The 22281-nt window shown below is 42.5% G+C and carries 21 protein-coding genes and 1 pseudogene; 8 read left to right on the top strand and 14 right to left on the bottom strand.

All coding sequences use genetic code 11. From position 1 onward, the window contains the following. Positions 1–102 precede the first annotated feature (102 nt). Positions 103–675 (top strand): 2OG-Fe(II) oxygenase, encoded by a 573-nt coding sequence (locus RMY63_RS18095; protein WP_322730019.1) that lies wholly within the window; start codon positions 103–105, stop codon positions 673–675. Between the two features lie 186 nt (positions 676–861). Here the strand turns inward: RMY63_RS18095 and recR are convergent. Together recR and RMY63_RS18085 are read right to left on the bottom strand one after the other, a co-directional pair. Continuing rightward, positions 862–1458 (bottom strand): annotated as a pseudogene (gene recR / locus RMY63_RS18090) (recombination mediator RecR); the annotation flags it as partial. A gap of 88 nt (positions 1459–1546) precedes the next feature. Continuing rightward, complete coding sequence (locus RMY63_RS18085; RefSeq protein ID WP_322730018.1) at positions 1547–2779, bottom strand: RNA-guided endonuclease TnpB family protein; 1233 nt, start codon at positions 2777–2779, stop codon at positions 1547–1549. Between the two features lie 199 nt (positions 2780–2978). Here RMY63_RS18085 and RMY63_RS18080 point away from each other — a divergent pair, with 199 nt between their 5' ends. Continuing rightward, the gene (locus RMY63_RS18080; RefSeq protein WP_322730017.1) at positions 2979–3104 is read left to right on the top strand and encodes a hypothetical protein; all 126 of its coding nucleotides are present in this window, start codon (positions 2979–2981) and stop codon (positions 3102–3104) included. Between the two features lie 6 nt (positions 3105–3110). Here the strand turns inward: RMY63_RS18080 and RMY63_RS18075 are convergent, their stop codons facing one another. From RMY63_RS18075 to RMY63_RS18050, 6 genes are all read right to left on the bottom strand, one after another. Further along, positions 3111–3722: a DUF4231 domain-containing protein gene (locus RMY63_RS18075; protein WP_322730016.1), complete on the bottom strand. Its 612-nt coding sequence runs from the start codon at positions 3720–3722 to the stop codon at positions 3111–3113. Positions 3723–3730: 8 nt separating this feature from the next. Beyond that, complete coding sequence (locus RMY63_RS18070) at positions 3731–4288, bottom strand: hypothetical protein (protein WP_322730015.1); 558 nt, start codon at positions 4286–4288, stop codon at positions 3731–3733. Next, on the bottom strand, positions 4276–4476 hold the full coding sequence (locus RMY63_RS18065; protein WP_322730014.1) for a hypothetical protein: 201 nt from the start codon (positions 4474–4476) through the stop codon (positions 4276–4278). The genes RMY63_RS18070 and RMY63_RS18065 overlap by 13 nt, the downstream gene beginning before the upstream one ends. 257 nt (positions 4477–4733) lie before the next feature. After that, positions 4734–5837: an AI-2E family transporter gene (locus RMY63_RS18060; RefSeq protein ID WP_322730013.1), complete on the bottom strand. Its 1104-nt coding sequence runs from the start codon at positions 5835–5837 to the stop codon at positions 4734–4736. A 124-nt stretch (positions 5838–5961) separates the two neighbouring features. Next, positions 5962–6396 carry an NUDIX hydrolase gene (locus RMY63_RS18055; RefSeq protein ID WP_322730012.1) on the bottom strand — a complete coding sequence of 145 codons (435 nt, stop codon included), beginning with the start codon at positions 6394–6396 and terminating at the stop codon, positions 5962–5964. An 18-nt stretch (positions 6397–6414) separates the two neighbouring features. Further along, positions 6415–6831, bottom strand: coding sequence for a hypothetical protein (locus tag RMY63_RS18050; protein WP_322730011.1), 417 nt, complete (start codon positions 6829–6831; stop codon positions 6415–6417). Between the two features lie 408 nt (positions 6832–7239). Between RMY63_RS18050 and folD the strand changes: the two genes are divergently transcribed. The 3 genes from folD to RMY63_RS18035 all read left to right on the top strand — a co-directional run bounded on the left by folD (position 7240) and on the right by RMY63_RS18035 (position 9971). Beyond that, a complete protein-coding gene (gene folD / locus RMY63_RS18045; RefSeq protein ID WP_322730010.1) occupies positions 7240–8127 on the top strand; it encodes a bifunctional methylenetetrahydrofolate dehydrogenase/methenyltetrahydrofolate cyclohydrolase FolD in 888 nt (295 codons plus the stop codon). 182 nt (positions 8128–8309) lie between these two features. Then, entirely contained in the window at positions 8310–9242 is a 933-nt protein-coding gene (gene crtE, locus RMY63_RS18040; protein ID WP_322730009.1) for a geranylgeranyl diphosphate synthase CrtE, read from the top strand. Positions 9243–9515: 273 nt separating this feature from the next. Beyond that, the gene (locus RMY63_RS18035) at positions 9516–9971 is read left to right on the top strand and encodes a divergent PAP2 family protein (RefSeq protein WP_292778617.1); all 456 of its coding nucleotides are present in this window, start codon (positions 9516–9518) and stop codon (positions 9969–9971) included. A gap of 269 nt (positions 9972–10240) precedes the next feature. Here RMY63_RS18035 and RMY63_RS18030 read toward each other — a convergent pair whose 3' ends face one another. The 6 genes from RMY63_RS18030 to RMY63_RS18005 all read right to left on the bottom strand — a co-directional run bounded on the left by RMY63_RS18030 (position 10241) and on the right by RMY63_RS18005 (position 14012). Next, on the bottom strand, positions 10241–10894 hold the full coding sequence (locus RMY63_RS18030) for a hypothetical protein (protein WP_322730008.1): 654 nt from the start codon (positions 10892–10894) through the stop codon (positions 10241–10243). A 261-nt stretch (positions 10895–11155) separates the two neighbouring features. Beyond that, positions 11156–11485: an MgPME-cyclase complex family protein gene (locus RMY63_RS18025; RefSeq protein WP_322730007.1), complete on the bottom strand. Its 330-nt coding sequence runs from the start codon at positions 11483–11485 to the stop codon at positions 11156–11158. 61 nt (positions 11486–11546) lie between these two features. Further along, positions 11547–12266: a SnoaL-like polyketide cyclase gene (locus tag RMY63_RS18020; RefSeq protein WP_322730006.1), complete on the bottom strand. Its 720-nt coding sequence runs from the start codon at positions 12264–12266 to the stop codon at positions 11547–11549. 236 nt (positions 12267–12502) lie between these two features. Continuing rightward, positions 12503–13228, bottom strand: coding sequence for a pyridoxine 5'-phosphate synthase (locus RMY63_RS18015; protein WP_322730005.1), 726 nt, complete (start codon positions 13226–13228; stop codon positions 12503–12505). 206 nt (positions 13229–13434) lie between these two features. Then, a complete protein-coding gene (locus tag RMY63_RS18010) occupies positions 13435–13707 on the bottom strand; it encodes a DUF5615 family PIN-like protein (protein WP_322730004.1) in 273 nt (90 codons plus the stop codon). A 2-nt stretch (positions 13708–13709) separates the two neighbouring features. Then, complete coding sequence (locus RMY63_RS18005) at positions 13710–14012, bottom strand: DUF433 domain-containing protein (RefSeq protein WP_322730003.1); 303 nt, start codon at positions 14010–14012, stop codon at positions 13710–13712. 262 nt (positions 14013–14274) lie between these two features. Between RMY63_RS18005 and RMY63_RS18000 the strand changes: the two genes are divergently transcribed. The 3 genes from RMY63_RS18000 to RMY63_RS17990 all read left to right on the top strand — a co-directional run bounded on the left by RMY63_RS18000 (position 14275) and on the right by RMY63_RS17990 (position 22251). Further along, positions 14275–20238, top strand: coding sequence for an AAA family ATPase (locus tag RMY63_RS18000; RefSeq protein WP_322730002.1), 5964 nt, complete (start codon positions 14275–14277; stop codon positions 20236–20238). 618 nt (positions 20239–20856) lie between these two features. After that, complete coding sequence (locus tag RMY63_RS17995; protein ID WP_322730001.1) at positions 20857–21495, top strand: Uma2 family endonuclease; 639 nt, start codon at positions 20857–20859, stop codon at positions 21493–21495. Between the two features lie 36 nt (positions 21496–21531). Further along, positions 21532–22251: a Uma2 family endonuclease gene (locus RMY63_RS17990; RefSeq protein WP_322730000.1), complete on the top strand. Its 720-nt coding sequence runs from the start codon at positions 21532–21534 to the stop codon at positions 22249–22251. Positions 22252–22281 lie beyond the last annotated feature (30 nt).

The following is a 22281-nucleotide window of genomic DNA, read 5'->3' as shown; positions in this document are numbered from 1 at the left end:
GTCCTGACTCTATTTCTGTTCATGAAATTTTAGGCTCAACTGAACCGTATTGAGTTACGAAGAAAACACTATTATCAGGCTTAAATCTCAATCGGCTTAACCATGACCAAGAAAGATTTGCTTCGCAACCAAATTTTCACGCTGGAAAATATTCTTTCGCCAGCAGAATGCGCTGAATATATTACTTTAACAGAAAACATCGGCTATACAGATGCTCCTATTACTACCCACCGAGGTTTTGAAATACGTCCCGACATCCGCAATAATCAGCGCGTTATTCTGGATGACCGGGAACGCGCTTTTGATTTGTGGCAGCGTGTGTCAAATTATATTCCCAACACCATTGGTAGATGGCATCCAGTTGGGCTGAATGAGCGTTTTCGTTTCTATCGCTACGATCCAGGTCAAAGGTTTGCACCTCACCATGATGGTGCTTATCGACGAACTAACGGTGAGGAAAGTTTATTGACTTTCATGATTTATCTGAATGAAGGCTTTGAAGGCGGTGAAACCCGCTTTTATCTTCCTCAATACTACCAAGATTTATCTAATCTAGCTGTGCTTCCAGTAACAGGTATGGCTTTGTGTTTTGTCCACGAACTAGTACATGAGGGCGCTACTATTATTCAAGGGCGAAAGTACGTCTTGCGATCGGATGTAATGTACAGTCAATAGCCGAGAAAGTGATTAACCAAAAAAGTAAATAAGCAGGGGTGCAGGGAGCTATTAGCTGGGGAGAAAAACCACGCCACGGCTGGGGCTTTTACCAAGGCAGCAAAGGAGCAGGTGCTTTCGCACCACTTGCGGGCGAGGTTTGTACCTTTTTCCCTGCCCCTGCCCCCTGCCTCTTATCAACAAACTTTAATCCAATTCCCGGCGTCCTTCCAACGCCCTCGCCAAAGTCACTTCGTCTGCGTACTCCAAATCGCCACCTACAGGTAAACCAAAAGCAATCCGCGTCACCTTGGTAAATGGTTTCAGTAGCTGACCGATATACAGGGTTGTTGTCTCCCCTTCTACACTCGGACTAATTGCAAGAATTACTTCTTGAGGTTTTTGCTGACTCACCCGGCGTTGCAAAGCTAGTATATTCAACTGATCTGGGCCAATTCCATCGATTGGCGAAATCACCCCGCCCAAAACGTGATACTTGCCTTTGTATTCGCGGGTTTTTTCTAGCGCAATCACATCGCGAGGATCTGCAACAACACAGATAGTATTGTTGTCACGGTTGGGATTACGGCAAATTTCACAAACAGGTTCAGCAGATAAGTGAAAGCAAACAGAACACAAGCCTATTTGTTTTTTTGCCTCAATTAAAGCTTGTGCCAACGCTTCTACTTCTGTTTCTGGTCGCTTCAAAATATGCAAAGCCAGTCGTTGGGCACTTTTGGGGCCAACTCCTGGTAGGCGTTGCAATTGTTCAATTAACCGTGCTAAAGGGCGTGCGTAAACCGTTGTCTTGTCTCCAGAATGTTTTCACTTTAACTATGTTGACATCCTCTCGCCGCTAACCGCAAGCGGTGTAGCAGGAGATTCCTAAACCTCACGATTCAGGTTTCTGTTTCCTTCCCTTACGGGTATTTTGCAACTGCCCTTTAGACTTATGCCCATCAGGTCTTATGTTCGCTCCACAGACTGTAACGGTGTGTCCCACCGCCACGGCAGTTGCTCCACTTGGGGAGACCCCAAGACCGCACTGCCTCAAAATATTCTTAGCCGCATTAATATCGCGGTCGTGGTGCGTCCTACAATTAGGACAATCCCACTCCCTGATATTCAACGGCAATTTTTCAACAACATGACCGCAGTTTCCACAGCGTTTAGAACTGGGAAACCATCGGTCAATCTTCACCAAGGTTCGACCGTACCACACTTGTTTGTATTCCAGTTGCCTCACCAACTCACTCCATGCTGCATCGCTGATAGCACGCGCAAGTTTGGGATTCTTGACCATATTCTTGACCGCCAAATCCTCAACTACTATCGTTTGGTTTTCACGAATCAGTCGAGTTGTCAGCTTGTGAATATGGTCTTTTCGAGAATCAGAAATCCTCGCTTGAATCCGAGCAACTTTGAGCCTTGCTTTATCTCGGTTGCGAGAGCCTTTTTGCTTACGACTCAAGGATTTTTGCACTTTCCTAAGTTTTTGGTAGTGCTTGTCAAAAGCCTTGGGGTTGGCAATTTTTTCGCCCGTACTCAGCGTCACAAGGCTACTAATACCAACGTCCAATCCCACAGCACTATCAACACTTTGCATGGTTTCATTTCTCGGATCGTTAATCCGCAAGCTAACAAACCAGCGCCCAGAAGGGTCGAGTTTAACAGTGATTGTTGTAGGTTCACATCCCGTTGGCATTTGTCTAGACCACTTAACCCGCAACGGTTCAGAACACTTAGCCAAATAAACTTGTCCCGAATTCCACTTGAAAGCAGACTTGGTAAACTCTGCACTGCCACCGCTACGCTTCTTTTTAAAGTTAGGGTATCTTGCTCTACCAGCAAAGAAATTAGTAAATGCAGTTTGCAGATGTCTCAAACCTTGTTGCAGTGGTACACAACTAACCTCATTCAAGAACTGGAGGTCGTTTTGCTTTTTCCAATTCGTCAACAAGGTAGAGGTTTGAACGTAGTCAACACGCTCTTGCCTCTCATACCAAGCTTCGGTTCTTGTAGCCAGAGCTTTGTTAAACACCAACCGCACACACCCAATTGTCCGACGCAAGAGAGATTCTTGTTCGACAGTTGGGTAAAAACGGTAACGGTAGGCTTTTTCCATATCTCACATTTTACCATAAAATCTGTGAAACATGTATATCTCGCTATGCACCAAAGCATAATCGCTCACGAGCCAACCGCCCCTCGTCTCTTGTTGCGTCGCAACAATTCATCTTAGGGGTGAAACTCCTCCCTCACCCCCAGGAGACTCTCACCGCTAATCCTTAACGGATGTGGCGAGAGTCTCCTGGGGGTGTTAGATGACATTTTTTGGTTACTTCCATCAGGCGCAACACTTGCAACTCACGATCGCTCAAGCCGGGAAACCCGCCCACGAGACGGGCTTCTTGCAAGTGGCGTGGCTGTATTTAATGTGTGAATTTTGAATTGATTCATTCTTCGTCTTTCTTTTCTTCTAAATTGGTTTTATTTGTATTTTGCTTAAAGATATGGTATTCCTGATTATGTTTTTCTTCTTTCTTTTCTTGTACAACTTGAGTGGCATATATTTCCACATCTCGCTGAATAATATCTTCTACATGACTTGCAAATAGATTAAATGCCTGTTCGTGGCTTGGATAAATACGATAAGGGCCTGTCAACTGCGAAAATTGCCACCCTTGGGTTTTCAAAGATTCAACTGTTCGGCGATAGTGTCGCCAGCGTTCTCCATAGTGAAAAAACTCTTCAATGGCAGCACTAATAGCAACTATTTGGCTCAATCCAAAAGTTGACCACATAATGATATCCCGATTGTTAGGTTTGAAATTAGTGTTAATATTTAGACTTACCAATGCCGGGAGAATTACACCACCAATAATAGTTGTTATCCTGAAAAAATAATGGCGATCGCGCGATAAATTTGCCTTACCTTCCATCCAGAGTACTTGATCTAACCAGCGCGATCGCAAAAAATGTTTTTGCACATCACCTAAATTAATACCTGCAAATAACTTGTTAAAATCTTCTTTTAAAAATTCGTGATAACTATCTTTTTTTGCCATTTTTTATCCTAATTAGAAAGTAAACCCTTAATTACTTTGCCTAGATTCTCAACTCCTTTTTCTATGTCGATTAAGTTGATGTATTGCAATGTACCAGATTTAGCCAGCTTTTTGGCTCGTTCATCAGTAGTCTTTCCCCGCAAAGCATCTACAAGTATATCTGCGGTTCTACCACTACCAGCAATCACAAGAACTACCCTGCCGCTATTAACGCTAGAAAAGGCATCCTTAAAGGTAATTTCACCACCGTTCAAGAGTACTGTCATCGAAGGTGCATCATTGGCCAGCATAGTCGCAACACAAGATATCCAAGGAGACTCGTCGCCCCAATTCTTTCCAGCAACTAGTACAAAATGAGTATGGTTTGGCTCTAATGGTGTTAAATCAGCAGCAGTTTCTGAATGATTAGGTAAAGCCACTTTGCCTTCAGGTGTCACACCAACTAAAGCAAATTTAGCGCGTATTTGGGTACGAGCCGCACCCATCATTCGCATAATTCCTGCATTCGTACCCCCATCCACGACATAAGCCCCCAAAGTTTCGGCGATGGGGGCTAAAACTTCCACAAACAACCGTTGAATACGGAGAAAGTCAGCTTCACTGATGTTACTTGCACCCCCACTACTACTAAAACAGGACGCGAACTGCACAGCCCTATTGTCTCAAGAGCATAAGGCAATTCTTCTGGCTGCTCAACTTGAGTAGCTAATGCTGTTTGCCCATTATTAAAGGTAAGTTTTAAACAACTTTTCATTTTTTCAAAATACTGACTGCTTAGGTTTTCTAATGCAATACAGTTCAGTTAAGCATTTTCTCCTTCTCTCTGTGCTCTCTGCGCCTCTGTGGTTCGTAAAAAAAACTAACTTTGACAAAGAGTTTTAGCTTTAACCCAAGCATATTGTTTTCTGGCGTAGAGCTTCGCAGCCATCTTCTGCAAGCGTTGTATTCTATTATTCCCTTGGCAAAATGGACTATCGCACCAATTTTTCAGTTAATCTCAATGATGAGACTTTAGCTATAAGTTCCTGCTTTCTCACTTTTTACCGTCACAGGTTCTGATTCTATATCCTCTATCTTATTAAACTCTCCAGCCCGCCAGCTATCTGTTATATCCTTGATAAAACTAGCAATCGGGATCGCAATTAATAAACCCAGTACTCCTCCCAATTTTGCACCCAGCAATAAAGAAATCACCACCCACACAGGATTTAAGCCAGTCAAATTACTGAGAATTCGAGGTGCAATAATATTAGAATTAACTTGGTCGATCGCAACAGCTACACCTAAAACTTCCACCCCTAACCAAAAATTTTGCAACGCTACCAACAAACTTACTATAGCGATACCAACTCCTGTACCAAAGGGGAAGAGTGAAAATAAGCCAATACCGATGCCAAAAAGTAAAGCTAGGGGAACTTGCAGTGCCAAAAACACTAGTGTAATTGTCACCCCTAACACCGCTCCCAATGTTGCTTGGCCGATGAAGTAATTGTGGAAATCCTCTCGCAGTAATTCCCGTACTCTTGACCCAATATTAGGGGGAAACCACTGAAAAATTCCGTCCCAAAGACGTTCACCATTCAATATTAGGTAGATAGTCAGCACTACCGCTAGCAGCACATTCAGGACAATACCAATGGTATCGACAGCAAAACCAAGAATTCTACCAGTGAAAGACTGAAGTTGGTTAGATAATCGTTCCAGAACTTGGGTAAATAAACCACTTAAATTAATCGGAAGTTGCTGTTGACTTAACGCCCAATCCTGAAAAGCTTGCAGCTGCTGAGTACCAGAATCAATCCAACTGGGTAAAATATTAGCCAGTTCAACGAGCTGTTGAATAATCAGGGGAACCAAGGTGATGCCTAAAGCTACTAAAATCACCAGAGTCAAAAGCAACACTCCCCCGATCGCTAAGTTAGGTTTCACTCCTTGTTCTTGGAGAAACTGGATTGGATAGTTCAAGACAAAAGCCAGCAGAATGGCGGCGGCAATAATGCTAACTAAAGGTTGAAAATACTGTATAACTTGGAGCAATAGCCAGCCGTTGAGAATGGCAATGGGAAAGGCCAATCCTATAGTTAACCATCGCGGCAGTTTGTTTGCTGATTGCATTAGTCATGACCCCATAAGAGTTCGTTCTAACTTTATTTTGGTTTCTAAGGATGTGGGGAGCAGGGGAAGAAAAATTAATAATAACTAATGCCCAATGCCCAATTCCCAATCCCCAATCCCGAAATTATGTTAGATTTTTCTCAATAAAATCCAACATAATTTTCTGATGCATTGCCCCTAAAGGTCGCACTTTGCCAGCATTTTGTGAATAACAGTTACCTTGGCGAATATCTTCTGGCGTAAATAATGCCATATCCCAGCCCTCATTCAGAACCAGTTGATTTAATTCCACCAAGAGTGGTGCATGAAAGACATGACGGACAACTCTTTCGTTGGGATAACAGCCAAATTCAACAAAGGGTGGTAAATTATAGCCGATTTCTTCTAAAATTTCTCGTTTTACCGCTACATCTGGCGTTTCACCAGGTTCGATGTGACCGCCGAACAGCGCCCAGTAACCAGGGTAGAGAATACCGGGGATGTTGTCACGCAGTTGCATGAGAAACTTGTTTTTCTGGTAGAGAATTGCGATCGCTACGTGCACCTGTTGATTGTTCATATCTTCTTTAATAGTTGATTAATCTTCTTCTAAATAAACTTCCCCCAATTCTTTGCCAGCTAAGGGAATACTTCGGTAGCGAACTTTACCCTTAATTACAACTTCTGAACCTTCACCCAGATTTTTTTGATTGGTGACAACCCAAATTTTGCCCGTTGAGTCCTTAATTTTATAAGCCCACTGTTTGATCAGGGGAGCTTGCTTTTCTACCTGACCTTGGATGTAAACTATAGCTTGATTGTCTTGTTTTGGTTTAATTTTTCCAATTGGAGTGACATTTGTCCCAATTTTTAAGCCAGCCCCACGCAAGCCAGGTGATGTCAAGTTACCACAACTACAAAGTCCTGCAATCAGAAAAAAAGTCAACCCCAAACGGTAAGGAACAATACTGTGCCCATACAAGAATGAAAGAGATAAATTTCTCATTTGTTGCATAAAAGCCACCGATTTATTTATTTTGGGCATGGGGCATGGGGGATAGGGCATTGAGAAAAGACAAGGTAGACAAGGAGAGAAGTCACCAGCGCCGGCTTCCGGCGTTGGCGCAGCCCGCCGCAGGCATCAGAACTTCGGAGAGAGGCTTGTTCAATAATTCCCCCTTGTCCCCCTTGTCCCCTTGTCTCCCGTTCCCCACTCCCTACTCCCCACTCCCCACTCTCCACTCTCCAATTCTTTATTCTTCAGATAATGCCGTTGATCTGAGAAAATAAACATTATGAATTTACTGTGAGAGAAACGCCACGACATCAAACAGCAACACAATAATAGTCGAAAGTCAAGAGTCAAGAATGAATATTTTCATTTTTAACTTTGGACAACAAGCGAAGATAGCTGGGAATTTTCATGGAAACAAAAACTGCCAAACTCCTTGATGGGAAAGCAATAGCAGCAAAAATTCAACAAGAACTTTCTGTTGCCATTACACAATTACAACCAAAAATTGGACGACCTCCTGGTTTAGCAGTGTTGATGGTTGGTGATAACCCAGCGTCAGCGGCTTATGTACGCAATAAAGAAAAAGCCTGCGCTAAAGTTGGGATCGCTTCTTTTGGTAAGCATTTTCCTGCTCAAACTACCCTTGGAGAGTTAGAAGAGGTAATTGCTGCACTCAACCACGATCAAAGAGTGGATGGCATTCTTGTGCAGTTGCCTTTACCTAATCACCTGGATGCTGTAACTTTGCTACATCAAATTGATCCCGATAAAGATGCTGATGGACTGCACCCAGTTAACTTGGGGCGACTAGTAAGAGGAGAAAGCGGTTTACGTAGTTGCACTCCGGCTGGTGTGATGCGGCTTTTACAAGAATATGAGATTCCTTTGCAGGGAAAACAAGCAGTAGTAGTGGGGCGCAGTATTTTGGTGGGTAAACCGATGGCACTAATGCTATTAGAAGCTGATGCCACAGTTACAATCGCTCACTCGCGATCGCATGACCTCAAAACCATCACCCAAAATGCTGATATTCTAATTGCAGCAGTAGGTCGTCCCGGATTGATCTCTGCTGATATGGTGAAACCGGGCGCTGTTGTGGTAGATGTGGGGATGAATCGCGTCACTGATGCTAATGGCAAAAGTCGCCTCATTGGCGATGTCGATTTTGAATCAACCGCTAATGTAGCAGGATTTATCACCCCTGTTCCTGGTGGTGTTGGCCCGATGACTGTTGCCATATTGTTGGAAAATACATTTGCTAGCTATTCCAGAGCGGTAAAAGAAGAAAGAGAGTGAGGAGTCAGAAGTGATGAGTTAAAAGTTGAAAGTGATGAATTAAAAGTTAAGAGTTATTAATTCCTAACTCCTAACTCCTAACTCCTAACTCCTAACTCCTAACTTTTCATTTTTTTTAGCCCCACAGCACCTTAAAATTGTGACGTATAAGGCAAAAATCGCAAAATGTCAGGAATTAAAGCATGGTAGCAACTGATAACGTTCAAAAGACACCGCCAGAGGAAGCCACATTTAACTTAGCAGCCTATCTAAAAGAGCGACAAAAGCTTTGTGATAATGCTTTGGCTCAGGCTATCCCGATCGTTTATCCAGAAAAGATTTATGAGTCGATGCGCTACTCGTTATTAGCTGGAGGCAAGCGTATACGTCCGATTCTTTGCCTTGCTACCTGTGAAATGATGGGTGGAACCATTGAGATGGCCATGCCAACGGCTTGTGCTGTAGAGATGATCCACACAATGTCGTTGATTCATGATGACCTCCCAGCGATGGATAATGACGATTACCGTCGTGGTCAGCTGACGAATCATAAGGTCTATGGCGAAGATGTGGCAATTTTGGCTGGAGATGGCTTGTTAGCTCTCGCCTTTGAGTTTGTTGCCATTCAAACCCCCGAAAGCGTTAAGAGAGAGGTAGTCTTGCAGGTCATTGCCCGTCTTGGTCGGGCATTGGGGGCAGGTGGTTTGGTTGGCGGTCAAGTTGTCGATTTAGAGTCGGAAGGTAAATCTGATATTTCCCTAGAAACCCTAAATTTCATTCATAAACACAAAACAGCTGCCCTTTTGGAAGCTTGCGTAGTTTGTGGCGGGCTGATAACTAATGCATTACCTGAAGATGTGCAGCGACTAACCCGTTATGCCCAAAATATTGGGCTAGCATTCCAAATCATCGATGATATTTTGGATATCACTTCTACCCAAGAGCAATTAGGTAAAACAGCTGGCAAAGACCAAAGAGCAAACAAAGTCACCTATCCTAGCCTTTGGGGACTTGAGGAATCGCGCTCAAAAGCCCAAGAGCTAGTTAAAGCAGCTTGTGTGGAATTAGAACCATTTGGAGACAGAGCCAAACCACTCCAAGCGATCGCTCATTTTATTACCAGCCGTAATAACTAGTAACGCTTTTGGTAATTCGGAATTCTCATACTACAAGCATTTTATTGATTGGGAATGGGTAGTTTATTTACACCATACTGTACTACTACTGCCCAGCGAAATTAAAAATTCACTGATTCAAAATTACAAAAGCTGACCAAGTAAGCTTTTAGATTATTTTGAATCGTTGGTCTTTTTGCAACGTAATAGATTAATTTGGGAATTTTGGGTTGAATCTAAATGTTTCCTCAACCAACAACTGCTGCTAATATTTACTAACCTAACCAAAATACTATGCAGGACATAGGCAACATTTTAGACAACCGGGTGCTGCTGGTTGCTCTGGTAGCTTGTTTAATTGCTCAAGCATTAAAGCTCGTAGTTGAGATCATCAAAAATCGCAAACTGAATGTGCGTGTTTTGGTGACAACCGGAGGTATGCCCAGTGCCCATTCGGCTCTGGTTACGGCTCTAGCCGCTGGTGTAGGGCAAACACTGGGTTGGGCATCTCCTGATTTTGCCGTTGCGATCGTTTTTGCCATCATTGTCATGTATGATGCAGCCGGAGTTCGTCAAGCAGCTGGTAAGCAAGCTCGTATTCTCAATCAAATGATTGATGAATTATTTCATGAAAAACCAGACTTTAGCCAAGACCGTCTGAAAGAATTACTCGGACATACACCAGTTCAGGTAATCGCTGGATCGGCTTTGGGTATAACTATCTATTGGTTAGCTAGGTCTGCTTATTGAGTTAAGGCAATAAATCTTTGTTTGAGCGGCTATGGTAATTAGTAACTGGTAATTTGTCAATCAATTTTGGATTTTAGATTTACCCCGTGAATAAGCTCAGGGGATTAAGGATGAAAGGATTTATTTCAAATAACTTGCTTCTCGCACAGCGAGTATAAATATATTCGCTTAAAACCCTTTAAAATTTTGAATTTAAAATTCCAAATTAGCTCAATTGACAAATTACCACTCTGGTAGATTGCATCAGTATGCCAGTGAATCTAATATCACTAAAACCGCACAGTCGAGCGCAGCAGAATCACCTTACGACTATCTACGAGGCTGGCAACGAAACCGCCATTATTTAGCTTTTGCAATGTATTATACGCTTCACTTTGGTTAGTGGTATAAACTGCTAGCAAGTAAGGGCGTTGTCCATAAGAAACAAAACCGACGTTACCTCCGACCACTTGCTGCACACTATTTACTAGTTCTGGACGGTTGTAATAATCTACCAGTACTGCATAACCTTCTCCTAATGCTTGAGGATTATAGCTGACTGTCTGCTGAGGTGGTTTTGGCTGTGACTGTGGCTGTACATTTGCTGTTGTCGTCGGTCGAGTGGTAATTATGGCAGACAAGCCAACAATATTGCTAACATATCTTGCCCAACGATTGGCATCGTCAATTTTGTTAAAGCCCCCGACTCGGGTTACGGTTTCGTTGAGATATTTGCAGGTGATAGTTTTAAGTTCAGGCGGTAAGGCGCTACGTAACTGCTTTTGATTATTTGCTGTGGGACTGACTACTAATAAAAGATACTCACCCGCATTTGGTGGTTGACAAGAGGGAATGGTTTTTTGAGCAAGTACAGAACTCATGCCACCAATCAACCCTGCAATCGCTAATCCTAAAACACTTGGTAAATTCTGAAATCTATGCACAAAAGTTAGATTATGTAAATTAAGGTGTCTTAGAAGATTTTATAAGAAAAAAGCTGAAAACCTAGCTACTTCAGTATGGTGATGAAATATGTGTCAAAAAATATATTTTGTTACTCAAAAATAAAATTAGGGAGTGGGGAGTGGGGGAGCAGGGGAGAAGAGGAGAAGGGGAGAAGGGGAGCAAGAAAGAAGTTGCAGTAAGTCTTTCCCCTCTGCCCCTCTGCCCCTCTGCCTCTTGTGTCCATGCCTAATGCGCTATGCCTAAGATACGGTAGCTAACGATGCTAAAGCATCTGGTATTGTCTCAGAAGGGGCCTGAAATTCTCCAGTGATGACGTACTCTAAACGCAATTTTAACCAAGTAATAAATTGAGGATTTGTAGAAATAATTGCTACTGCTGGTTGAGGACACTTTGCCTTTAGCTCTTTAAACTGCGGTGTTTCCAAGAAAGCTGGTTGCTCAACTAACCAAAAATCTATTTGTTTTTCTTGTTCGTGGTAGTTACGGGTGCGTTCTTTGAGAACTTCGTGTATCGGTTCTTCTTGGAGAAGAAAGCGTTGACTTGCCAAAACGTAATGGTATGTTTGCATTTTCATCCTTTGGTTGCTATGTGAATAATTTCAGGGCACAGTGACTCTGTACCCTTACAAACTAACTTGTGTGGGATTTCTTGAACCAAGAACTGAATGGACAAGCACTTTTCTGGTTTTCAGATTTTGTCTGTTTGCCACCAGATGTTAGCTTTTCCAAGAACAGATTATTGTCAAAATAGTGTTCTAAAGAAATAATCTTCAAGTCATCGGTAACTTTTGCAATGCTCATGCCGATAATTTCTAGCGTCTCTCCAGTAGGTGCATGGTCTTTGTATTCTCCGTTAAAATGTCCCCAATGCCGCCATTTAAATGTTACATTCGGTGGCCCTGAGAAAACTTCCAGCACTTCCCAAGGAAATCCTTGGGGAAATGTTGTGTGGAAGACTTTTGCGGATGATTCAAAGCTTTCTTCTGAAGCCTTGTAATGCTCTGAATCAGCCATAAATAAATTGTAAGTACCTTGGGCTGATACATCTGCTGCAGTATACTCTACTTTGCCATTGGTACTGACGCGAAAGTTGTCATTCACAATAGATAACCATTCTTGCGGATTAGTTTTGAAGGATACCTCCATCTCGAAGGTTCTCACCAAGTTTTGCACGATCGCTTCCAGTGTTCCTTCAAGATGATTGTAAATACTTTCTTTAGCAAGATGCTCTTTTGAACGGGAATAATCAGGCGGTGTGTGATAGCGCCACTCGACATCAGTGCTTTCTGCTATCACTTTATCCCGATCCTGTACCCAAAGTGGCAGGTTGTTAGATTGTGTTGCGCTCATAGAAGTTTTTGCTGAAGATTTGATCCCAATTTCTAGATTTCGCAGTGACAACCCCTCTTTTCAGATACGGGAGTGGGGAGTGGGGAGTGGGGAGTGGGGGAGCAGGGGAGGCAGGGGAAGTAGAGGAGAATATTCAATAATCAATTCCCTATTTCGTATTCCCTATTCCCATTCCCCATTCCCTACTCCCTATTCAATAATCAATTCCCTATTTCGTATTCCCTATTCCCCATTCCCTACTCCCTACTCCCTCTTATAGCTTGCTTCATCTCACGGACTGCCCTTTCCATACCTACTAATGCTGCCCGACTGATGATGGTATGACCAATGTTCAGTTCTTCCATGCCTGGAAGCGCAGCCACCGGATAGACGTTCCAGTAGGTGAGTCCGTGACCAGCATTGACTCGCAATCCGGCTTGAATCGCTTGCTCACAACCTTTAGCTAATATGGCTAATTCTCGCTGGCGATTTGTTTCATCTTTAGCCTCAGCATATTGTCCGGTGTGCAATTCAATAAACTGCGCCTGTATCTTGACAGATGCTTCAATTTGTGCTGGTTCGGCATCGATAAACAAACTAACTGGAATGCTAGCGCTTTGCAATTTATCGACTATTTCACCTATTCTAGCAATTTGCCCGACAATATTTAGTCCGCCTTCTGTTGTTACTTCTTCGCGCTTTTCGGGGACTAAGGTCACGTAATCTGGTTTGATATTGAGAGCGATCGCTAGCATTTCATCTGTAGCGGCCATTTCTAAATTAAGATGCGATCGCACTGTTTGCCGCAATATCCGCACATCCCGATCTTGGATATGCCGCCGATCTTCGCGCAGATGCACCGTAATTCCATCTGCACCTGCTAATTCCGCTAGTACCGCTGCCGCTACCGGGTCTGGTTCCACTGTCCGCCGTGCTTGCCTGATAGTGGCGATGTGGTCAATGTTAACGCCAAGTGTAGCCACCCCAAATTTCTCCCAAATCCACATTCCTTAGAACTTGATTTTACCGGAAATAGCGGTAGTTTTGCTTAAGAAGCTGAAGACACATTACACAGGTTAAATGCAATCGCCCAAAAGAAAACTGAGTTTATCTCTTGAGAAATTCCAGATTATTCTGCATTTGTTCAACAGACTTTGTTGATATTAGTTGCAGCAGTTGTTTCATCTGCTCACCAATTGAGTAACGTTGTTGAGAGGCAAGGATAATTCCACCATGAATGACTCTTGCCTTCTGTCAGATATTTTATATGCAAACGATAGAAGTCTCCTTTGTTAAAAGAGTACAAAACACGTTCAAGACTGGTTGCATAGTCCAAGTGGTCTGCATCGCTATACCCAAGCATTCCTGCATCACTAGCTGTAATGACATCTACTCCCCGTGACCGAAGCGCAGTTACCAGATCCCGATCCATCGAGTCCTCATCTAGATAGAGCAGGAACATGATTACTTAATGAGTTGGGATTTACAATGCTCTTGTTCAAACAATTTTGTCTCAACTTCTTCTGCTGCAATGTCTAATTCAATTTCTTCGCGATTGGCATGATAGTAGGTCAGAGCAGCATAAATCTGTGCCAAAGTTAGCGTCGGATGTCCAATTCGATTGAGGATCTCTTCTGGCATCAGACCGAGTTTATACCAAAGGATGATCCGACGCACGGTTAGTCCTGTTCCAGTAATGATTGGTCTGCCACCTCGAATGTCAGGAGAGGACGTAATTAGAGTACCAATATCAACCGCTGTAGTCATGTTTGTTTTGTTCAACCTTTTGAAGATAATCAGCTTTTTTATCGTTTCATCTGTAGCAGCTATTTCTAAAACTTTCCTCAGAACTTGATTTTACTAGAAATAGTGGGAGTTTTGCTTGAGAAGCTCAAGACACATCACACAGGTTAAATGCGATGTCTACGACGGGCTACGCCTACGCTTAAAAGAAAACTGAGTTAGCAAAAGCTGATTTTTGGGCAAACTACTTTAAATAAGTAGCTGATTTATGAAGAGTTGATGAAGTATGAATACAGCAGTTGAGCAGATGGACAAGCTTTTGAACTATCAAATTAGCGAACAACTTTATGCAGGCTCTAGAACCTTAGTTTACCGTGCTATTCGAGAAGCCGATCAACTTCCGGTTGTGATCAAACTGCTCCAGCAAGAGTATCCCACCTTCAATGAACTGCTGCTGTTCCGTAATCAGTACACTATTGCTAAAAATCTTGACCTACCCGGTATTGTTCTTCCCTACAGCCTAGAACCTTACCGCAACAGCTATGCTTTGGTGATGGAGGATTTTGGTGGTATTTCCCTCAGAGATTGGCTCAACCAAAAAATGGAAAGCAACCAATATACTCTGACAGAGTTCTTGGATATTGCGATCGCTCTGAGTAATACTCTTGACGGACTCTATCGCCATCGAGTTATCCACAAAGATATCAAGCCTGCCAACATCCTCATCAACCCGGAAACTAAGCAAGTCAAGTTGATTGACTTTAGTATTGCCTCTCTTTTACCCAGAGAAACCCAGGAAATTTACAGTCCTAATGTCTTAGAAGGTACTCTCGCCTACCTTTCCCCAGAACAAACCGGGCGGATGAATCGCGGAATTGACTATCGCACTGATTACTATTCCCTTGGCGTTACCTTCTATGAATTGCTAGCTGGACACTTACCCTTTGAGTCTAGCGATCCGATGGAGTTGGTTCACTGTCATATTGCCAAGCAACCAGAAAAATTAGGGGGTAGGGGGCAGGATAGCGGAGCGTTAGCGAGTCCGCGTACTCTTACAGAGAAGCAAGCTACGCGCAGCGTCTCGCAGAGAGCGTCGGCAGGAGGCAGGAGGGAAGATGAGATTCCCGAAGTTCTTTGTGACATTGTGATGAAATTGATGGCAAAAAATGCTGAAGACCGCTATCAGAGTGCATTAGGGCTGAAATTTGATTTAGAAAAATGTTTGTCTCAATTGCCAGAAATTGGCAGGGTTAAATCTTTTGAATTAGGTGAGCGGGATATTTGCGATCGCTTTATCATCCCAGAAAAGCTCTACGGTCGCCAAAGTGAAGTTCAAAGTTTACTGGATGCCTTTGAAAGAGTCAGCCAGGGAAGCACTGAAATTATGTTGGTAGCAGGCTTCTCTGGGATTGGCAAAACTGCTGTGGTGAACGAAGTCCACAAGCCAATTGTGCGACAACGAGGTTATTTCATTAAAGGTAAATTTGACCAATTCCAGCGCAACATCCCTTTCTCTGCCTTTGTGCAAGCCTTTCGAGACTTAATCGGGCAACTGCTGAGTGAAACTGACACCCAATTCGAGCAGTGGAAGTCCAAAATTCTCTCTGCTCTGGGTGAGAACGGACAAGTGATGATTGAGGTGATTCCAGAACTCGAAAGTATTATTGGTAAACAGCCTCCTGCGGCGGAACTCTCTGGGAGTGCGGCACAAAATCGCTTCAATTTGCTGTTTTTGAAATTCACTCAAGTCTTCGCTGCACTAGAACATCCATTGGTAATTTTTATTGACGATCTGCAATGGGCAGATTCTGCTTCTTTAAAGTTAATGCACTTGTTGATGAGCGAAGTTGACATTGGCTATCTACTGTTAATTGGTGCTTATCGAGATAACGAGGTGAACCCAGTACATCCACTGGTGTTGACCTTAGAAGAGATACAGAAGTTAGGCGCTACAGTCAATACAATTACTTTAGCTCCCCTCGATCAAATATCTGTCAATCATTTGGTTGCAGATACATTGAGTTGCACACTAGCATTAGCTGCACCGTTAACAGAGTTGGTATTGAGCAAAACCAAAGGAAATCCTTTTTTCAGTACCCAGTTTCTGAAAGCGCTACATCAAGATCGACTAATTAAATTTAATTTTGACGGTGGTTATTGGGAATCCGATATTGCTCAGGTGCGATCGCTCGCCTTGACCGATGATGTCGTAGAGTTTATGGCAATTCAACTTGAAAAGTTGTCCGCAGAAACTCAAGAAGTTTTGAAATTAGCGGCTTGTGTAGGAAACTCTTTTGATTTAGCCACATTAGCGATCGTTTATGAAAAATCCCAGGTGGAAACAGCCGCAGACTTTTGGAAAGCTGTCCAAGATGGTTTGATTATTCCTACTAATGAAGTCTATAAGTTTTATCAGGATTCGTCATTGGTGATTAGTGATTTGCAAAGGACGAATGACAAAAGACAAATGACAGGTTACAAATTTCTCCACGATCGCATTCAGCAAGCTGCCTATTCACTAATTCCTGACAATCAAAAGCAAGTTACTCACCTGCACATTGGGCGTTTGCTGCAACAAGCGACGACTGCAAATGAACGTGATCAGAAAATTTTTGCGATCGTCAACCACCTCAATCAAGGGGCCGCTTTGATTAGCGATGAGCTGGAGCAACAGGAACTCGCGCAGTTAAACTTGGCGGCTGGGGATAAAGCTAAGAGTGCAACAGCTTACGCAGCAGCTTTAGACTATTTCAACACAGGTATTGCTATGCTAACGAGTAATTGCTGGCAGAACCAATACAATCTCGCCCTTATCTTGTATGAAGGAGCAACAGAATCAGCTTACCTCTGCACCGATTTTGAACAGATGGAACAGTTAGCTGAGGTTGTGCTGAATCATGCCCAATCCTGGCTAGATCGGGTAAATATCTACAGTATTAAAATCCAGGCTTGCATGGCACAATATCAGCAGCTAGAAGCCTTGCAATTAGCGCGAAAAATCCTCAAGCATCTGGGAGTACATTTGCCGGAACAACCCACCCCAGCAGACATCGAACAGGCACTGAGGCACACCCAGACTTTGCTCAATGGCAGGTCAATCGAATCTTTACTGGAATTACCCCAAATGACCGCACCGGAGAAAAAAGCGGCAATGGTTATTTTATCCAGCATTATTTCTGCTGCCTATCAAGCTGCCCCTGAGCTTTTGCCCCTGGTGATCTTTGCCGAGTTCGATTTATCAGTAGAATACGGCAATGCTCCCGAATCGACTCATGGCTATGTAATGTATGGGTTGACCTTAGTTGCCATATTGGGAGATATTGAGGCAGGCTATCGGTTTGGGCAATTGGGGGTGAATCTCCTGCAACGCATCCATGCCCCCAAGTTAACCGCTAAAACCATTTTTGCCTTTAACTGCTTCCTCAGACATTGGCAAGAACCTGCAAAATATACCCTGGAAGGATATTTGCAAGCCTACTCCACTGGGCTAGAAACCGGTGACATTGAGTATGTCGCTCTCAGCCTGATGTGTTATTGCTACACAGCTTACTGGAGTGGTCAGGAACTATCTGCCTTAAGACAAACGATAGAAGCTCATCACCAGGTCATTCAGCAATTGCGCCAGGATAGTTGTCTCTACACACAAAGTGTTTATCATCAGATTGTAGTCAATCTGTTGGAGGTTGCGGCTGAACCTGAGCGGTTGCTTGGCGAATACTGCTATGAGGATGAAATAATTCAGCTTTACCTCAAAACGAATCACGGAGCAGGACTATATCAGGTTTATTTCGAGAAACTGTTCCTCTGCTATCTGTTCCAGCACTATGAACAAGCTCTACAAAACGCCAAACTGGCAGAACCGTATTTGGGTGCAGTCACAGGACTAGTGCTGCTTCCTCTGTTTTATTTCTACGATGCACTAATTCGATTAGCGGTTTACCCAACTGCGAGTGAGACGGAGCAAACAGGCATTATAGAGCGGGTAACAGATCATCAAGAAAAACTCAGGAACTGGGCAGATCATGCACCCACTAATCAGGCTCATCGCCATGCTTTAATTGTTGCAGAAAAATGTCGAGTCTTGGGGGCGAAAATAGAGGCAATTGAATATTACGATCACGCCATTGCGAAAGCTAAAGAAAATGAATACCTCAACGAAGAAGCTCTTGCTAATGAACTTGCAGCTAAGTTTTATTTAGAATGGGGCAAAGAACGCATTGCTCAAGAGTATTTGATTAATGCTTACTATTGCTACACTCGCTGGGGTGCTAAAGCAAAAGTCGATGATTTAGAACAACGTTATCCACAACTGCTAGCTCCTATCTTACAACAGAAGCGATCACCACTCACGCCTAGTGACACGATCGCAAATATTGATAGCATTGCTACCTTGCACCCAAGCATTAATAAATCAGTAACCTCTAGCAGCAGTGCATCAGTAATGCTAGATTTGGCAGCAGTTCTCAAAGCCTCTCAGACTCTCTCTAGTGAAATCGAACTAGATAAATTACTTACGAAGCTGTTGCAAGTGGTGATTGAAAATGCTGGAGCAGATAAGTGTGCGTTACTACTGCTCAAAGAAGATAGATTGATAGTTGAGGCGACTGCTCAGGTTGGGCAGCAGTCAACAGTGTTAGAGTCTATTTTTGTAGAAGATAGTGCAGATGTTCCCCATAGCCTAATTTACGCCGTCAAACGCAGCCTACAACCTACCGTTATCCTTGATATAACATTGCATCCGGTGCTGATAGCCGATCCCTACATCATTCGTCAGCAACCCAAAAGCTTGCTGTGTACGCCAATTTTCTATCAAGGGAAACTGTTAGGGATTTTGTATTTAGAAAACAATCTGATTACTGGAGCGTTTACTAGCGATCGCGTCGAAATTCTCAATCTATTATGCACTCAAGCTGCAATCTCCCTGGAAAACGCCCGACTTTATCAGCAAGCACAAAAGACTCTAGAAAACCTGGGACAAACGGAACAATTCTTGCGGTTAATTATCGAGAATATTCCCCAGTCTGTTTTCTGGAAAGACTGCAATAGTCTTTATTTAGGCTGTAACCATAACTTTACTCAAACTTGGGGTCTAGGAGTGCCAGAAAATGTTATTGGTAAAACAGACTACGACCTTCCCTGGACTAGGGAGCAATCAGATTTTTTTGTAGCGCGCGATCGCCGCATCATGGAGTCTGGGGAACCGGAACTCAACATTATCGAAACTGTGCAGCAAGTAGATGGAAAACAAAAGTGGTCGAATACAAATAAAATTCCTTTAAAAGATAGAGAAGGAAAGGTTTTTGGTATCCTTAATACCTCTGAAGATATCACAGAACGCCAGCAAGCACAACAATTGCTGCAACAACAAAAACAACAATTAGAACAAGCATTGCAAGAACTCCAAACGATGCAATTGCAAGTAGTGCAAAGCGAAAAAATGTCTGCCCTTGGTAACTTGGTAGCAGGTGTTGCCCATGAAATCAACAATCCTGTCGGTTTCATTGCTGGTAATATTGAACCAGCCAAAGATTATGTTAAAGACTTGTTTGGACTAATTAATCTTTATCAAGAAAAGTTTCCCAATCCTGGCTCAGATATTCAAGATGAAATTGATGCCATCGACCTGAATTATTTACGCGAAGATTTACCTAAATTGCTGGACTCAATGAAATTGGGTGTTCACCGTATTCGTAGTATCAGTACCAGTTTGCGAACCTTCTCCAGAGCAGATAAGGATTATAAAGTTCCCTTTGATATTCACGAAGGCATTGATAGCACTATTCTGATTCTCAGACACCGTTTAAAAGCTAATGAAAACCGCCCAGCAATTGAGGTAGTAAAGAATTATGGCAAACTACCCCTAGTAGAATGCTTTGCTGGACAACTCAATCAGGTGTTTATGAACTTGTTAGCAAATGCCATTGATGCACTTGAACAATACAATGCAGAACGGAGTTTGGAAGCGATTCTTGCTAACCCCAATTGCATCACCATTCAAACTCGTGTAGCAGACTCAGGTCAGGATGTTTTGATTAAGATTGCTGATAATGGCGTGGGTATGTCACCAGAGGTTAAACAAAAAGTATTTGACCATTTATTTACCACCAAGCCTGTTGGAAAAGGCACTGGATTAGGATTAGCGATCGCTCGTCAAATTGTCGTAGAAGCACATGGCGGTTCGCTCTCTTGTACTTCCGAACTTGGGAAGGGCACAGAGTTTGTCATTCAAATCTCTACTCAACAACAATAAAGAGTGCTGAGTGCTGAGTGCTGAGTGCTGAGTTATTCTACTTTACTCAGCGCTTTTTATTTTTGCTTTTTAAATTTTAACTTGGAGTAAAGCAACTAAGCTGTTATGCAAAGAAAATTGCACATTAACTAGTGTTCGCGCAGCGTCTCCTTCAGGAGAGGGTTGTCTTTTGTCATTTCTCCTTTGTCCTTAAAAACACTTTTAACTAATGACTAATGACGGTCTATACGGAAAATAGTCCAATATATAGGCGTATTAGCTTCTGATACTTAAGTTACGCAAAAGCTGGTTAAAACTCAACCCTCTACAATATGTCCTAACCAACAAAAATTACTACTCATTGAAATGGCGATCGCTTATCAAATAGTTGTAGATAAACATCAAGGAACTATTGAAGTTGATTCAACCCCAGGATGTGGAACAGAATTTACTATTGGTATTCCTTTAACAAGTAAAACTTAAAAATTACTGACAACATTGGAACAGCCAAAGAATATGTAAAAGATTTTTTTGGCTAAGTTCTACACTCATGTTCAAAGACGGTATACTTGAAGAAAGTTAATTTGGAAATTCCATCTGCTACATCCAATCACTACTACATCAATTCTCTGAGGTGATATGCTGTTAAAACTGCAACAAATTATTGTAAAACCTGGTCAACAAATGTTGCTTCAAGATATTAGTTGGCAGCAGTTAGAATATATTTTAGAAGAAATGGGAGAAAGGCGTGCAGCACGTATTTCTTATAGTAATGGCTGGTTAGAAATTATGGTTCCCCTACTAGAACACGAAAAAGATAAAGAATATATTGGTGATTTAGTTAAAATTTTGTTAGAAAGACTGCAAAATGATTTTGAGCCTTTCGGTTCTACAACTCTTAAAAATCAGCGCTCGCAGCAAGCAGTAGAACCAGATACCAGTTTTTATATTCAAAATCAAGCTGCTATCATTGGTAAGAATCGCATTGATTTAAATATAGATCCACCACCAGATTTAGCAATCGAAATTGATATTACTTCTCGGACTCGATTTGATAATTATCAAATTTTGGGAGTTCCCGAACTTTGGCGAAATACACAACAAGGGTTAGAAATTTTCTTGCTACAAGAAGGAAAATATATAAAATCTGAATTTAGTCCTAATTTTCCTGATATCCCAATTATTGAATTAGTTAATGAATATGTTCAGCAGTGTTTAACCATTGGTAGAAGTCAAGCTATGCGTAATTTTCGAGATTGGGTGAAGAATAATTTATGATAGAAATCTAAGGCTTTCTGAGAAAGGCGATCGCTCATGACTACCGAAAACAACCTAAGAGCCATTCTAGACTGGGAACACCCCACACCGCCCACAGATTTAATTTTTGATGACGGAGAACCCTTGGAATCAAATCGCCACCGTATTGCAATGAATGTCCTGATTCGGTCATTGCAACAAGCTTGGGCTGACCGCAATGATTTCTTCGCTGGCGGCAATATGTTTATTTATTACAGTAGCGCCCAAGTACGTAACCAGGATTTCCGTGGCCCCGATTTCTTTGCTGTTCTGAATGTGGACGGGACTAATTCTCGTCAAGGTTGGGTAGTGTGGGAAGAAAACGGTCGTTATCCTGATGTGATTGTAGAATTAATGTCACCATCTACAGCCAAAATAGATAAGACTGTTAAGAAAGACCTTTACGAACAAACTTTTCATACTTCAGATTATTTTGTCTATGACCCCTTTGACCCGACTTCTTTGCAAGGGTGGCATTTAGATCATAATCAGCAATATCAATCTTTGACACCAAATGAGTGTAGTTGGTTGTGGTGTCAAAAGTTAGGTTTATGGTTGGGAACGTATGAAGGAACAATAGACAGAGAAACGGCGGTATGGTTGCGGTTTTACGATGTAGCTGGCAATTTGGTTTTGTTACCAGAGGAGGCTGCAACTGCACAAGCAGAAGTCGCAGTTGCAAAAGCGGCTCGTCTAGCAGCTAGATTGAGAGAATTGGGTGAAAATCCAGATACGTGAGAAATTTTCATCAGTTACAGCTAGCATTTC

The sequence above is a fragment of the Nostoc sp. ChiQUE01b genome (assembly GCF_034531255.1).
In the GTDB taxonomy this organism is placed as follows: domain Bacteria; phylum Cyanobacteriota; class Cyanobacteriia; order Cyanobacteriales; family Nostocaceae; genus Nostoc.
Note: the sequence above shows the minus strand (reverse complement) of the source record. Positions and strands in the feature narration are given on the sequence as shown.